Raw genomic sequence first — 12,479 nt, 5'->3', positions numbered from 1 at the left:
TGTCCTTAGGCGAGCTTGCGAGCGAGCTCTCGCACCCCTTCCAACTTGGGCGAGGAGGCCATGCTGTCGCGCTCGGTCATACCGCTGATGGTGACAATGCCCTGGTCCTCCCACTTGCAGTACGCGCAGGTCGACTTGTACATAGCGATCGCCGCATCATAGACGCCCTCGCTGTGGCTATCGAGCAAAAGGGCCGTCTTGGTGAACGGGAAGCCCGTAGCACCGAAGGCGTACAGGCGGTCGATGGCGGCCTTCTCCTGCGCAGTGATATCAAACCAGTAAATAGGCGAAGCGAAGACAACCATATCGGCGCCTTTCAGCGACTCGATCACGTCGGCCATGTCATCCTTCTGCACGCAAGTGCCCTCATGGGTAAAGCAGTACTGGCATCCCAGACAACCAGCGATCTTTTTGCCGGCAACGCGGACGACCTCGACCGTATTGCCGCCCTCGCGCGCGGTCTCGGCAAACGCCTCGACCATGGTGTCGGTATTGGCTCCCTTGCGCGGGCTACCACTCAATACAACGATATTCATAGAAATCTCCCTCCTTCATGCCGCAGGCGCGCGGCACACATTTTGTTGTAACCAAAACAGATGGAGCTATGCAGTCGCCTCGTTTCAGCTACTTCCACTTAGTAATAGGAGCCACTGGTCAAAAGCCTGTCAACATCAAAACAAGTTTTCAATCTATCGATTCTACGTGAGGCAATGGTCCCCATTTGATGCCCGCACTGTTTGCGCACTAGGGAGCAAAAGAATCTGGCCGCCGCTCAAATAAGATCACCGCCATCTTGCATAAACGACGCCATGTTAAGGTGCCTGACGCCATCCCTCTCCTGCAATAGAGGATCAAGCGTGAACAAGTAGCGCGGATACCCATCCCTGATGTGGCCGAACGGCCTGTACTCGCGCTCCTCGACGCCTCTGTCGGCAATCGACATAGAGACCTGGATGTAGGCGTAAGCATTGCGCCTACGAGCGATGAAGTCACACTCGAGCTTCCCAATACGGCCCACAGAAAGCTCGTACCCGCGCGATGCAAGATAGAGGTAGAGCACGTTCTCCAACGCCGGCCCGTAGTTAATCCTCGCATCCGTGTTCATGGCGAAATAGAAGCCGGGATCAGCCAGGTAGTACTTCTCTTCGCGGATAAGCGATCGCCGAGACTTGAGATCGAACCTCGAGCAGCGATAAAGGATCTTCGCGTCAACAAGAATCTGGATATACCGATTGAGCGTTTCGCGCTTGATGGGAATCTTCTCGACATCATTGAAGTACGCAAGGAGGTTCTTCAGGTTCGTCGGCGCACCAAAGTTGTTGATGAGATACGTCTGGACGGCATCGAAAACCGAGACATTCTTAATCTTGTTCGAATGTTTGACGTCCTTTTCAAAGATCTCACGAATAACACTTTTGATATAGGTGCGCTTTTCATCCTCGCCCTCATACTCCAACGCTTTGGGAAATCCTCCAAGGGTCAGGTACTCGGTAAACTCTCCCACGAGAACGTCATTGACAGGCTTGCCGAGAAAACGCTTCATATCGATATATTCCGCAAAGTCGAGTGGGAACACCTCGAACTCGATATAGCGACCCGTCAGCTTTGTAACAAGCTGCCCAGAAAGCAGATATGAATTCGAACCGGTAATGAAAATGGACCAACCGCCATCTGTCCGGTAGCCGTTGATGAGCAGCTCGAATTCCTCTACGTTCTGAATCTCATCGATGAAGAGGTACTTCGTCTCCTCAGTGTCTGCTGAGGTCGACATGTCAATCAGATTTTCGAGCTCATCGGTCGTCTTGACCTTCCTGTTCTCCCGTGAGTCGAGGTCGATATAGATGATGTGGTCGCTCGCTACACCGGATTCCACAAGTTCGTCTGCGATTGATTGCATGAGGCAGGATTTACCACACCTGCGAACACCGGTGATTACCTTGATCATCCCGTCATCGTGGTAGAAACCACGCATTTGCTTCAGATACTTTTCACGTCGGTATATACGCAAGATGCACCCCTTTTTTTAGTGTCAATTTTATCAGTTATGGGGGTACTTTTTTACATTTTATAAAAAAGCGTACCGATAACTTATTCTCACTTAGTTTCGGAAGTCGAGCAGGCGGTCGCGGTAGTACCCGTACTGCGCCCGGCGTGCCTCGATCTCGGCAGGGATACCGTCGGTGAGCGATTTCGTTAGGGTGTCGAAGCGGTCGAGGATGTCGACGACCTTCCGCTGGGTGGCGATGGATGGGGCGGGAATCTCAACCCTCGATAAGTCCACAGGCGCGGCTTCGATTGCCTTTTCCGATTTAGCGTATCGCTCTTCAGATCATCGTGATGTGCTCGTAGCCGCGCTCCACGAGGAGCCGCTCGGCAACATCGAGAATCTTCTCGACCGTCTCCTCCAGGTACTTATTGCGTGCCACGGGTACCTCCGTCCTTATTATCGCGATAAACATACCATGAGTGGCGTACGGGTCGAGAAGGGCTGGCGCCAAAAGACTCCAACGGCCGTTACGGCTTCGTTAGAAACGCGCCCCACCATGGATGGTGAACCCGAAAGGCAAGGCGCGCGGGCACGGCGACTCGGCCCGCGCGCCCGGAAGAGAAAGGACGAACCCATGGGCTACATGCTCGAGACGCGCGGGCTCACCAAGCGCTTCGGCCGCGGCGACCAGGCGCAGGATGCCGTGGCCGACGTGAGCCTTCATATCCGCGAGGGCGAGGTGTACGGGCTGCTCGGTCCCAACGGAGCCGGCAAGTCGACAACGCTCAAGATGATCTGCGGGATGCTGCGGCCGACGGCCGGGGAGATCCTCTTTGCCGGGCACGCCTGGCGCCGCGAGGACCTCTACGCAATCGGCAGCCTCATCGAGGAGGCGCCGCTCTACCCCAACCTCACCGCGCGCGAGAACCTGCGCGTGCGCACCACGCTGCTGGGCCTTCCCGAGAGCCGCGTAGATGAGGTGCTCGCCGCCGTGGACCTCGCGGACACCGGGAAGAAGCGCGCCGGGCGCTTCTCGATGGGCATGCGGCAGCGCCTGGGGCTCGCGCTGGCGCTGATCGCCCGGCCACGCCTGCTCGTGCTCGACGAGCCCACCAACGGCCTCGACCCCATCGGCATCGAGGAGCTGCGCGACCAGATCCGCGGCTTCGCGGCGGCGGGTACGACGGTGATCGTCTCGAGCCACATCCTCTCCGAGGTGCAGCAGATGGCGGACACCATCGGCATCATCTGCGGGGGGCGCCTCGCCTACGAGGATGCGCTTCGACCCGGGCAGGACCTCGAGGAACTCTTCATGAGCGTCTGCCGGGAGGGGCGATGAGCGCGCGGGGAGGTGGCGGCATGACGGGCGAGAAAGGCGGCCTGCTCGCGGGCCTGCGCGCCGAGGCCCTGAAGTCGCGCCACGCGGCACCGGTTCGCCTGGCCGTGCTCATGGCGCTGCCGATGCCGCTGCTCGGCGCGATGCCCTACCGGGGCGTGCAGATCTTCAGCGCGTGGAACTACTGGTACGCGCTCTTCCTGCCCGTGGCTCTCTCGCTCGTGGTGGCGTGCGTCGCGCGGGCGGACGCGCGCACGCGGATGCGGGGGCTTCTGGGCCTGGGCTTCCCGCTCGGGCGCGCCTGGTGGGCCAAGGCGCTCTGGTGCCTCGCGCTCTGCGCGCTCTCGAACCTCGTGGTCTTCGGCATCTACCTCGCGGGATCGGCGTTCTCCTCGCAGGGCCTCACGGCCGCGGGCACGCTCACGATGCTCCTCTGCGCGCTCGCCAACACGGTGACCGCGGCGTGGATGATCCCCGCAGGGCTCTTCCTCACGGCGCGGCTCGGAATGCTCGCGGGCATCTTCTGCCCGCTCGCCGCGCAGCTCGTGGGTGGGTTCGCCTGGTCGCTGGTGCCGCTGCCGCAGCTCTTTCCGCCGTCGGCGAGCATGGTCATCCCCACGAGCTTCATCCCCGTGCTGCCGAGCGGCGAGCCGCTCGCGGCGGACATGGCGCTCGGCGGGGCGCTCGCGGCGGACGGCATGCTCACGCTGGCGGGCCTTGCGGTCTGCGCGCTCGCGTTCGCCGCGCTCACGGCGGCGGGCGCGGCCTGGTTCGCGCGCTCCGAGGAGAGGTGATGGCCGTGACACGACTCTCCGACCCGACGCCGCGCATGACTCTCCCGCGGGCCCTGCTCTCCGAGGCCCTGCGCCTGGCGCGCTCCCCGCTCGCGGCGGTGCACCTCGTCTGCGGCCTGGCAGCCGGTCTTGCCTGCGGCGAGTACTTCTCCGTAGCCCGATGGGACCCGGCGCTGGGCGCGGACGCCTACGCCCAGTTCCTCGGCGCCCTCATGCCGCTCATGTCCGCCATCGTCTGCGGGCTCGCCGTGGACGAGGAGCGCGCTGCCGGGCGCCTCGCCAACCTCACGGCGGTCCCCTCGCGCGGGCGCGCCGTCGCGGCGAAGCTGCTCGCCCTTGCGGCGCTCGGCGCGGGCGCGCTGGCCGTGGCGCTCGGCGTGTTCGGGGCCGTGCTCGCCGTCGCCGGGCGCCTGCCGCTCGGGCCCGCTCCGCTTGCGGCCGCCTGGGCGGGCATCGTGCTGGGCAGCCTGCCCCTCTACGCGCTGGGGCTCGGCGTGGCCCTGCGCCTCGGCCGCAACGCCGCCATCGGCGCCGGCGCGGCGGGGGTGCTCCTCGCGTTCTTCTCGGTGGGCGGACTTGCGCACGGCCTCATGACCGGCGAGCTCACCGGTGCCCTGGCGACGCCCCTGAGCTGGGTGCCGTTCGCCTGGCCCGCGCGCCTGGGGTCGCTCGGGGTGGAGGCCTTCATCGACGCCGCACGCGCGGCGGGCCCTCTCCTCACGACTGCGCTCGCTGGCCTCGTGCTCACCCTGGCAGCCGCCGCCGTCCTTCTGGCCTGGTTCTGCCGCTTCGAGGACGGGAGGGTAGATGCGTAGGAGGCCGCTCGCCGCCGTGCTCGCCCTCCTCTCCGCAGCGCTCGTCCTGGGCGGGAATGCCCTGCTCGACGCCGGCTGGGGGTCGGCGCCGCACTCGATCGCCGACCGCGTGCTGCCCAACCCTGAGATCGCCATGTGGGCGCCCGCGCCCGAGCCCGGCAGCCACGCGAGCTCCTACGCCGACGCCACCGGGGCGGGGGCGAACTACGTCTACCTGGTGGACGCGGCGGACGACAGGGGCAATGTCCGAGAGCTCACAGCTCATCTTCTTCGGGCGGGAGTCGGACGGCGAGGGCTGGCTCGAGATCGAGGCGCGCGGCGGCTCGGGCGTGCGCTACCGCGCGTGCGATGCGGCCGAGGCGCCCGCGGCTGCGCGCGGGGCTCTGGACCGCTGAGCGCGGCGCTAGTACAATGCCGACGGGAGTTTCAGGAGGTCGAACATGGCGAGGATACTGGCAGTGGATGATGAACGGGCGATCCTCGACGCGCTCGCGCGCGTCCTCGGCCGCGACGGCCATGAGGTCGTCAGGGAGGCGGACCCGACGGCGGTCCCGGGGATGGACCTCTCGCGCTTCGACCTCGTGCTCTGCGACGTCATGATGCCGGGGCTCGACGGCTTCGAGCTCGTGCGGCAGATACGCCCGGACTTCGACGGGCCCATCGTCTTCCTGACCGCGCGCGTGGCCGAGGAGGACGCCGTGGCCGGCTACGGCCTGGGCGCCGACGACTACGTCCGCAAGCCCTTCGGGGCCGCGGAGCTGCGCGCCAAGGTCGCGGCCCATCTACGCCGTGAGCGCCGGCCGCGCTCGCACGCCCTCTCCTTCGGGGAGGTGCGGATCGACCTCGGGGCGCGCGGCCTCGCCGTGGGCGGAGAGGCCGTGCCGCTCACGCCCACCGAGTACGCCATCTGCGAGTACCTCGCCCGCCACCCCGGGCAGGTCATGAGCCGCGCGCAGATCCGCGAGGCGGTGCTCGGCTGGGAGAGCGACGCCGACGACGCGGCCATATCCATGCAGGTCAGCCGCGCCCGGAGGAAACTCTCCGAGGCCGGCGCCGATCCGATCGCGACCGTCTGGGGGATGGGGTACAAGTGGCAGCTCTGAGGACCGGGGCGCGAGGTCGCGGGGGCATGCCGCTCTCCTTCGTCATCGCGCGCTACTTCGCCTACGCGTTCGCGGCGGTCGCCACGGCGTGGCTCGCCTCGTTCATGGCGCTCTCCGCGGCGATCGACGCGGGCTTCGTCTACGAGGCAAGCTGGGGGCCGGCCAATGCGCGCGAGGTCGCGGAGGGCCTGGCACGCGACGGCGTCTGCGGGCAGCAGGACGTGCCGACGGCGTACCGCTACCTCATCCTGAACAAGGACGGATACGCGCTGATGACAGACCTCGAGGGCACGAGGCTCGAGGACGCGACGGAAATGGCCCGTGCGGCACTCGCCGCGGATCCGGGCACAGTGGAGATCGAGGGCGGGGGCTCGGGCCTCACCTACGCCGCGTTCCCGCTCAAGGGCGGCGGGGCCTGCGCACTCGCCAGCGAGTACCTGCCGCAGTGGGTCTCGCGCGACCTCGCCGGCCTGCTTCCCGACCCGCAGAGCCTCATGCTCGTCGGCGCCGCTGCGGGAAGCGCGCTCGCGCTCGCGCTCGTGGCGCGCCGCGCGAGCCGCGTGATCTCGCGCAAGATGGCGCCGCTCGCGGAGGCGGCGGGGCGCGTGGGCGCGGGGGATCTCGACTTCGCGGTCGGCAGCACCAACGTGCGCGAGGTGAACGACGTCCTCGCCGCGATGGACGCCATGCGGGCCTCCCTCGCCGAGTCGCTCGAGGCCCGCTGGGCCGCGGAGCGGGGGCAGCGCGAGCAGGTGGCGTCGCTCGCCCACGACCTCAAGACGCCGCTCACCGTGCTGCGCGCCAACGCCGACTTCGTGGCGGAGGAGCTGGAAGACGAGAAAGACGCCGAAATCGCGGCCGCCGCGCGCGACATAGCCGGCGGTGTCGAAAGGCTCGACGGCTACGTGCACCTGCTCATCGAGGCCTCACGCGGGTCCGGCGGGGCGGAGAGGGCCCCCATGCGGCCGGCCGAGCTCTGCGAGCAGGTCCTCGCCGAGGCCGCCCAGATCGCCCGGGCGCGAGGCGTGACGCTCGACGCGGCCACGGGCCCCGCTGTCGCGGGCGCGCCCGAGGCCCCGCTCGACCGAACCGCCCTGGCGCGAGCCGCCGCGAACCTCGTGGCCAACGCCGCCGAGCACGCGCGCTCGCGCGTGGCGGTCTCCTGCGACGTCGCGGGCGGGCGCCTCGTCATCGAGGTGGCCGACGACGGACCGGGCTTCTCTCCCGCCGCCCTCGAGCGCGGCTGCGAGCGCCTCTTCACAGACGACTCCTCCCGCTCCTCGCGCGACGGAGGCCGCCACTACGGGCTCGGCCTCCACGTCGCCTCCGAGGCCGCGAGCGCCCACGGGGGCTCCGTCTCGCTCGCCAACGGCCCCTCGGGCGGCGCGGTGGCCACCATCGCGGTCCCCCTGTGCGGGATCTGACGACTCAGGCCCTCACACCGGCGTGCCTCGTAATCAAACGCTTCCCGGATAATAATGCCCGTTGCGGGGATCGCACTGGCTAGTCGCCGCCCATGTGCATGAGCATGTCGGCGATGCGAGTCGCCATCTCGTCCTCCACTGCACGGATGTTGGCGACCCAGGACGCAAGGCCGGCCTGATCGGATGCCTCCGCTTCAAGCACGTCGCGGTTCGCGGTCACCGTCATGAGCGGGGTGACGAAGCCGTGCGAGGCGGTGCAAACGAACGCGCGCTCCCGCTCCTCGACCTCCGCCGCCGGTCGCATGGCGCGTCCCGTTGCCGACCACGCCACGGTGAGCCCCCAAAACGCCGAAGCGATCGGCGTCACTCGCTTCGCTAAATCAACTTTATGGGATGACGGATCACGGTCTTGAGCTTCTCCGGCGCGCACTTGCGCGGGTCGGAGAGGTAAATCTCGTGATGCAGACGGGCTTCGGAGAAGTCGGGGGCGTAGCCCCGTTCCGCCGCGAATGTGCGCATGGCGTCTATGGTCGCCGGCTCGTCGTCGTAAGGCCCGGTATGCACGCACTGAACGCAAAGGCCCTCGTCGACCCTCAGCAGCTCGACCGCCGAGAAGTCCAGCTTCTTCTTGGCGGCAGCTTCCGAAACTGCCCAGTCGAAGTCCTCGCGAGTGACGAAATCGGGCAGACGGATGCACGAGATGAAGTTGAAGTCATCCTTCCGCGCATAATCAATCTCGCCATCGGTGCGGTCTTGCCACCAGAAGCCCTCGAGCGGAGGCACGACGAAGTCGAAATAGCCTTCGATCTCTCGCGGGCCCTTCTTCGACATCTTGATGGTATAAGCGACGCCATAGAGCAGCGGCAACGCGTTCTGGTACTCGCCGCCTTCGGCATTGGGATTGCCCTTGCCCCGCACGGCGACGTAGCTCATAGGCGGAACGGTTACGACGCTCGGCTTGCCGGACGGCCTGTAGAGCTCCCTGAACTCCTTCTTGAAATCGTATGCCATCGCAACAAACCTCCCTGAGCTTGGGTTTCCGTCGATATCCGACCAAATATAGCAATGGGCGCGGCTTCGGAAGAGGCCGCGCCCATTGCAGGATATTATAACACAGAATCGAACGTCTGTTCTATTCCCACTCGATGGTCGCGGGCGGCTTGGACGTGATGTCGTAGCACACGCGGTTGGCGCCGGGAACCTCGGCAACGATGCGGCCAGAGATGCGGGCCAGCACGTCATAGGGCAGCTTGGCCCAGTCGGCGGTCATGGCATCGCTGGACTCGACGGCACGCAAGATGATCGGGCGCTGGTAGGTGCGCTCGTCGCCCATAACGCCAACGGACTTGATGTCAGGCAGGACCGCGAAATACTGCCAGCAGCTGTGCTCGGAGTTGCGCTCGCCGGTCTGCTCAAACAGACGCTGGTTGTAGGCGTCGAGCTCCTCGCGCACGATGGCATCGGCGTTCTTGAGGATCTCGAGCTTCTCCTTGTCGACCGCGCCGATGATACGGATAGCAAGACCCGGGCCCGGGAAGGGCTGACGGAACACGATGTGACCCGGCAGGCCCAGCGCCAGACCAAGCGCGCGGACCTCGTCCTTAAAGAAGTGGTCGAGCGGCTCAATGAGGTCGAAGTGCACGCCCTCGGGGAACGGGATCAGGTTGTGATGGCTCTTGATGGTGGCCGTCTTGCCGCCCGTCTTGCGAGCGCCGGACTCGATGATGTCGGGGTAGATGGTGCCCTGAGCCAGGTACTTGACCGGCTTGCCGTCGGTCTCGAGCTGCTGCGCCACGGCGAAGAACTCTTTCCAGAACTGCGTACCGATGATACGGCGCTTCTCCTCGGGCTCGGTCACGCCGGCCAGAAGCTCGGCGTAGCGGTCCTCGGCATGAACGTGGATAAAGTCGACGTCAAATTGCTTGGTGAAGACCTCCTCCACCTGCTCGGGCTCGCCCTTGCGCAGCAGGCCGTGGTTGATGAACACGCAGGTCATCTGCTTGCCCACGGCGCGGGCGCCCAGCGCAGCCACGACGGAGGAGTCGACGCCGCCGGACAGGGCCAGAATCACGCGGTCGTCGCCGACCTTCTCGCGGAACTCAGCCGTCATGGTCTCGACCAGGTTGTCCATGCTCCAGTTGGGCTCCAGGCCGCAGATCTCAAACAGGAAGTTGCTCAGCAGCTGCTGGCCATACTCGGAGTGCTTGACCTCGGGGTGGAACTGCGTGGTGAAAATCTTGCGCTCAACGCACTCCATGGCGGCAACCGGGCATACGTCGGTGCTGGCGGTAACGGTAAAGCCCTCGGGCACCTCGGACACGGCGTCGCGGTGGCTCATCCACACGGTCTGCTCCATGGGCGTGGAGTTAAAGAGTTTGGCGCCGGCCGTACGCGTGATGGTGGCGCGGCCGTACTCGCCTACCTCGGAGTGGCCGACCTTGCCGCCGAGCGTCACGGCCGTGATCTGATGGCCGTAGCAAAAGCCCAGGACGGGAAGGCCCAGGTCAAAGATGGCGGGATCGATAGACGGAGCGTCCTCGGCATACACGGAGGCCGGGCCGCCAGAAAGGATGAGCGCGGAGGCGTTCATCTCGCGAATCTCGTCGGCCGAGATGTCGCAGGGGACAATCTCGGAATACACGTTGAGGTCGCGGACACGACGGGCAATGAGCTGACCGTACTGCGCACCAAAGTCGAGTACGAGGACCTTTGCGGAAGCCTTTTGATCCATGGTTCCCCCTCTTGTTGGCGGGGAGCCGGTGCCCACCCGCGTGAATGAACGAAAATATCTTTCATAGTGTACACGTTATATGGGGGTTTCTCGTCGCTCACAGCCATCAGCGCACGGCAAACGCACGACCTGGGCCCCTATTAGACGGCAATTGAAGTGTTACCAAACGTTGCAGATGATGTAATACGTTTGAACATTGGACGCCCTGTGACACAATACTGCCGAACGACTCCGCCTCTGTGGCGGCAAATACGATAGGAATACCAGCATGAAGCGCATCCTTCTCATCGCCACGGGCGGCACCATCGCATCGACCGAGGACGGCAACGGCCTCTCCCCCGCCCTGACCGGTGAGGAACTCGCCCAGAGCGTACCCGAGATCTCGAGCCTCTGCGAGCTCGACGTCGTGCAGCCCATGAACATCGACAGCACCAATATGCGTCCCAGTGACTGGATGCGCATCCGCGATGTCATCGTCGAAGGCTATGCCGATCACGACGGCTTTGTGATCCTGCACGGCACCGACACCATGAGCTACACCGCGGCAGCGCTTTCCTATCTGATTCAGGACAGTCCCAAGCCCATCGTACTCACCGGCTCGCAAAAGCCCATGGGTAACCCCTTTACCGATGCCAAGCTCAATCTGTACCAGAGCCTGCTCTATGCGCTCGACGAGCATTCGCACGACGTCTCGATCGTGTTTGGCGGTGTCGCCATTGCCGGCACTCGCGCCCGCAAGCAGCGCACCATGAGCTTTAACGCGTTCATTAGCGTCAACTATCCGCCCATTGCCTACATCCGCAACGACCGCATCGTGCGCAACGGGCTTCACGGCACGCATCAGGGCGAAAACCCGGTGCGTTTCTACGACAGCATCGACCCGCGCGTGTTTGTCCTTAAGCTGACGCCCGGCGTAAACCCGGGTATCCTTGACGCCCTTGCCGATAGCTACGACGCCGTGATTCTGGAGACCTTTGGCATTGGCGGTATCCCCGAGTTTGGCGAGTCCGGCGAGTCATTCCAAGAGGCAATTTTCCGCTGGGTCAATTCGGGTCGCACCGTCGTTATGACCACACAGGTCCCCGAGGAGGGCCTCGATTTGGGTGTTTATGAGGTCGGCCGTGCCTACGCCGACCATCCGGGCATTCTACGCGGCGACGATATGACAACCGAGACGCTCGTGGCCAAAACCATGTGGGCACTCGGCCAGTCACGTGATGCGGCAGAGATTCAACGCCTGTTCTACAGCCAAGTCAACCACGACCGTATCCCGATGGCGTAGCTAAAACAAAATCCGCCTCTTTGGGCCTTGTAGGGCACGTGGTACCCCTCGGAACGTGCAAAAAGCGGAGTTTTCAGCATCCGCCCCTTCCGGGAACGTTAAAACCGCTGGCTGTAAATTGCCTTTCGACTCGAAAGACTCGTTCCGCGCGCTTGTTATTCCTCATATTATTGAATTTTGTGGATAGTCCAAAACATTACGCGTCGTATTTGTGGCCCCGGCTGCCGTCAAATTATTGAGGGATGCTGAATACTCGCGTTTTTGCACGCCGCCGTCGGGGGGACCCGTTCAACAAGCGGCAAATCTAGCAAAAAAGGCTACTCGATACCCTCAAGAAGCTCTGACACCGTCATACCGAGTGCGGGTGCGATCTTAAATAGAACCTTGAGCGTGAAATTTGCCGTCCCATCTTCGATTCGGTCGAGGTAGGGTCGGCTGATTCCTGTCGCCACACAAAAATCAACCTTGGAGATACCAAGGTCCCTGCGTGTCTCTTCGACCCGCCTGCCAAGAATCTGTTTCGCACGTTCGTCCATGCAGCCGAGTTTGAAATGGAGCCGAACATAAACGTAAACTATAGTTTACGTTTTCCCGAATACACAGGAGTTTTCTATGTCGGGTTCTTCGGTCCGCACGTACCCAGCCACGCTTCGCACAAACAGCGCACCGCCCAAGCTTGTCGTCGTTGAAGCCGAATGCCTTTCGCCCGATGAGCGCACAGCATTTGCATTGCTATCAAGTCGCGTCGCCGCCGTTCTGATCCCTTGCCCGGCGCAAGGTGAACTTGCCATCCAATGCCAAACGCACAGCTGCCCGCTCAATCAGGCTGCCGTAATCGCAACCAGCCAACGCGGCCTGCCGCTCCTTTTAGAAGCCAGTATCGCACTCGCCCTCCGCGGCTCCGGATACGAAAACGAGACCGCCGCCGACATGGTCTTTAAACCACGATCGAGCGGCGGCCTCGCAGCAGCCATTGAATATATGTGCAGGCTCGTTGCCTAAAAGGA

The 12,479-nt window shown here is 63.9% G+C and carries 15 protein-coding genes; 8 read left to right on the top strand and 7 right to left on the bottom strand.

From position 1 onward, the window contains the following. Window positions 1-5: 5 nt before the first annotated feature. From ACGHEN_RS02365 to ACGHEN_RS02355, 3 genes are all read right to left on the bottom strand, one after another. Window positions 6-536: a flavodoxin family protein gene (locus ACGHEN_RS02365; RefSeq protein ID WP_390397105.1), complete on the bottom strand. Its 531-nt coding sequence runs from the start codon at window positions 534-536 to the stop codon at window positions 6-8. Between the two features lie 236 nt (window positions 537-772). Beyond that, window positions 773-1,972, bottom strand: coding sequence for an ATP-binding protein (locus tag ACGHEN_RS02360; RefSeq protein ID WP_390399357.1), 1,200 nt, complete (start codon window positions 1,970-1,972; stop codon window positions 773-775). 126 nt (window positions 1,973-2,098) lie between these two features. Continuing rightward, window positions 2,099-2,281 carry a restriction endonuclease subunit S gene (locus ACGHEN_RS02355; RefSeq protein ID WP_390397103.1) on the bottom strand — a complete coding sequence of 61 codons (183 nt, stop codon included), beginning with the start codon at window positions 2,279-2,281 and terminating at the stop codon, window positions 2,099-2,101. Window positions 2,282-2,621: 340 nt separating this feature from the next. On the opposite strand from ACGHEN_RS02355, the gene ACGHEN_RS02350 reads away from it, so the two are divergent. The 6 genes from ACGHEN_RS02350 (at window position 2,622) to ACGHEN_RS02325 (ending at window position 7,459) form a co-directional block, all read left to right on the top strand. After that, entirely contained in the window at window positions 2,622-3,326 is a 705-nt protein-coding gene (locus ACGHEN_RS02350; RefSeq protein WP_390397101.1) for a lantibiotic protection ABC transporter ATP-binding protein, read from the top strand. 20 nt (window positions 3,327-3,346) lie between these two features. Further along, window positions 3,347-4,117, top strand: coding sequence for a hypothetical protein (locus ACGHEN_RS02345; RefSeq protein WP_390397099.1), 771 nt, complete (start codon window positions 3,347-3,349; stop codon window positions 4,115-4,117). Further along, window positions 4,117-4,932: a lantibiotic ABC transporter permease gene (locus tag ACGHEN_RS02340; RefSeq protein ID WP_390397097.1), complete on the top strand. Its 816-nt coding sequence runs from the start codon at window positions 4,117-4,119 to the stop codon at window positions 4,930-4,932. The genes ACGHEN_RS02345 and ACGHEN_RS02340 overlap by 1 nt, the downstream gene beginning before the upstream one ends. Window positions 4,933-5,174: 242 nt before the next feature. After that, window positions 5,175-5,327 carry a hypothetical protein gene (locus ACGHEN_RS02335; protein WP_390397095.1) on the top strand — a complete coding sequence of 51 codons (153 nt, stop codon included), beginning with the start codon at window positions 5,175-5,177 and terminating at the stop codon, window positions 5,325-5,327. 45 nt (window positions 5,328-5,372) lie between these two features. Further along, window positions 5,373-6,035 (top strand): response regulator transcription factor, encoded by a 663-nt coding sequence (locus ACGHEN_RS02330; RefSeq protein ID WP_161154696.1) that lies wholly within the window; start codon window positions 5,373-5,375, stop codon window positions 6,033-6,035. A gap of 26 nt (window positions 6,036-6,061) precedes the next feature. Next, window positions 6,062-7,459 carry a sensor histidine kinase gene (locus tag ACGHEN_RS02325; protein ID WP_390397092.1) on the top strand — a complete coding sequence of 466 codons (1,398 nt, stop codon included), beginning with the start codon at window positions 6,062-6,064 and terminating at the stop codon, window positions 7,457-7,459. Window positions 7,460-7,538: 79 nt separating this feature from the next. On the opposite strand, the gene ACGHEN_RS02320 is transcribed toward ACGHEN_RS02325, so the two are convergent. The 3 genes from ACGHEN_RS02320 to guaA all read right to left on the bottom strand — a co-directional run bounded on the left by ACGHEN_RS02320 (window position 7,539) and on the right by guaA (window position 10,190). Continuing rightward, on the bottom strand, window positions 7,539-7,790 hold the full coding sequence (locus ACGHEN_RS02320; protein ID WP_390397090.1) for a hypothetical protein: 252 nt from the start codon (window positions 7,788-7,790) through the stop codon (window positions 7,539-7,541). A gap of 44 nt (window positions 7,791-7,834) precedes the next feature. Next, on the bottom strand, window positions 7,835-8,470 hold the full coding sequence (locus tag ACGHEN_RS02315) for a GyrI-like domain-containing protein (protein WP_390397089.1): 636 nt from the start codon (window positions 8,468-8,470) through the stop codon (window positions 7,835-7,837). A 121-nt stretch (window positions 8,471-8,591) separates the two neighbouring features. Continuing rightward, window positions 8,592-10,190, bottom strand: coding sequence for a glutamine-hydrolyzing GMP synthase (guaA, locus tag ACGHEN_RS02310; RefSeq protein ID WP_035136929.1), 1,599 nt, complete (start codon window positions 10,188-10,190; stop codon window positions 8,592-8,594). Between the two features lie 268 nt (window positions 10,191-10,458). Between guaA and ACGHEN_RS02305 the strand changes: the two genes are divergently transcribed. Then, on the top strand, window positions 10,459-11,472 hold the full coding sequence (locus tag ACGHEN_RS02305; RefSeq protein WP_390397087.1) for an asparaginase: 1,014 nt from the start codon (window positions 10,459-10,461) through the stop codon (window positions 11,470-11,472). Between the two features lie 317 nt (window positions 11,473-11,789). Here the strand turns inward: ACGHEN_RS02305 and ACGHEN_RS02300 are convergent, their stop codons facing one another. Then, window positions 11,790-12,008: a helix-turn-helix domain-containing protein gene (locus ACGHEN_RS02300; protein WP_035136926.1), complete on the bottom strand. Its 219-nt coding sequence runs from the start codon at window positions 12,006-12,008 to the stop codon at window positions 11,790-11,792. 76 nt (window positions 12,009-12,084) lie between these two features. Here ACGHEN_RS02300 and ACGHEN_RS02295 point away from each other — a divergent pair, with 76 nt between their 5' ends. Next, window positions 12,085-12,474: a hypothetical protein gene (locus ACGHEN_RS02295; RefSeq protein ID WP_117757406.1), complete on the top strand. Its 390-nt coding sequence runs from the start codon at window positions 12,085-12,087 to the stop codon at window positions 12,472-12,474. The last annotated feature ends 5 nt before the right edge of the window (window positions 12,475-12,479 follow it).

Origin of the sequence: Collinsella sp. i06-0019-1H4 (assembly GCF_042849575.1) — a bacterium.
Classification (GTDB): Bacteria; Actinomycetota; Coriobacteriia; order Coriobacteriales; family Coriobacteriaceae; genus Collinsella.
The sequence above is the reverse complement of the archived record's forward strand: the minus strand, read 5'-3'. Positions and strand labels throughout refer to the sequence as shown.

What these genes read in the sequence shown, in the direction of transcription:
- ACGHEN_RS02365 (WP_390397105.1), bottom strand. Translation starts at nt 536, where the DNA reads ATGAATATCGTTGTATTGAGTGGTAGCCCGCGCAAGGGAGCCAATACC.
- ACGHEN_RS02360 (WP_390399357.1), bottom strand. Translation starts at nt 1,972, where the DNA reads ATGCGTGGTTTCTACCACGATGACGGGATGATCAAGGTAATCACCGGT.
- ACGHEN_RS02350 (WP_390397101.1), top strand. Translation starts at nt 2,622, where the DNA reads ATGGGCTACATGCTCGAGACGCGCGGGCTCACCAAGCGCTTCGGCCGC.
- ACGHEN_RS02345 (WP_390397099.1), top strand. Translation starts at nt 3,347, where the DNA reads ATGACGGGCGAGAAAGGCGGCCTGCTCGCGGGCCTGCGCGCCGAGGCC.
- ACGHEN_RS02340 (WP_390397097.1), top strand. Translation starts at nt 4,117, where the DNA reads ATGGCCGTGACACGACTCTCCGACCCGACGCCGCGCATGACTCTCCCG.
- ACGHEN_RS02335 (WP_390397095.1), top strand. Translation starts at nt 5,175, where the DNA reads ATGTCCGAGAGCTCACAGCTCATCTTCTTCGGGCGGGAGTCGGACGGC.
- ACGHEN_RS02330 (WP_161154696.1), top strand. Translation starts at nt 5,373, where the DNA reads ATGGCGAGGATACTGGCAGTGGATGATGAACGGGCGATCCTCGACGCG.
- ACGHEN_RS02325 (WP_390397092.1), top strand. Translation starts at nt 6,062, where the DNA reads ATGCCGCTCTCCTTCGTCATCGCGCGCTACTTCGCCTACGCGTTCGCG.
- ACGHEN_RS02315 (WP_390397089.1), bottom strand. Translation starts at nt 8,470, where the DNA reads ATGGCATACGATTTCAAGAAGGAGTTCAGGGAGCTCTACAGGCCGTCC.
- guaA (WP_035136929.1), bottom strand. Translation starts at nt 10,190, where the DNA reads ATGGATCAAAAGGCTTCCGCAAAGGTCCTCGTACTCGACTTTGGTGCG.
- ACGHEN_RS02305 (WP_390397087.1), top strand. Translation starts at nt 10,459, where the DNA reads ATGAAGCGCATCCTTCTCATCGCCACGGGCGGCACCATCGCATCGACC.
- ACGHEN_RS02300 (WP_035136926.1), bottom strand. Translation starts at nt 12,008, where the DNA reads ATGGACGAACGTGCGAAACAGATTCTTGGCAGGCGGGTCGAAGAGACA.
- ACGHEN_RS02295 (WP_117757406.1), top strand. Translation starts at nt 12,085, where the DNA reads ATGTCGGGTTCTTCGGTCCGCACGTACCCAGCCACGCTTCGCACAAAC.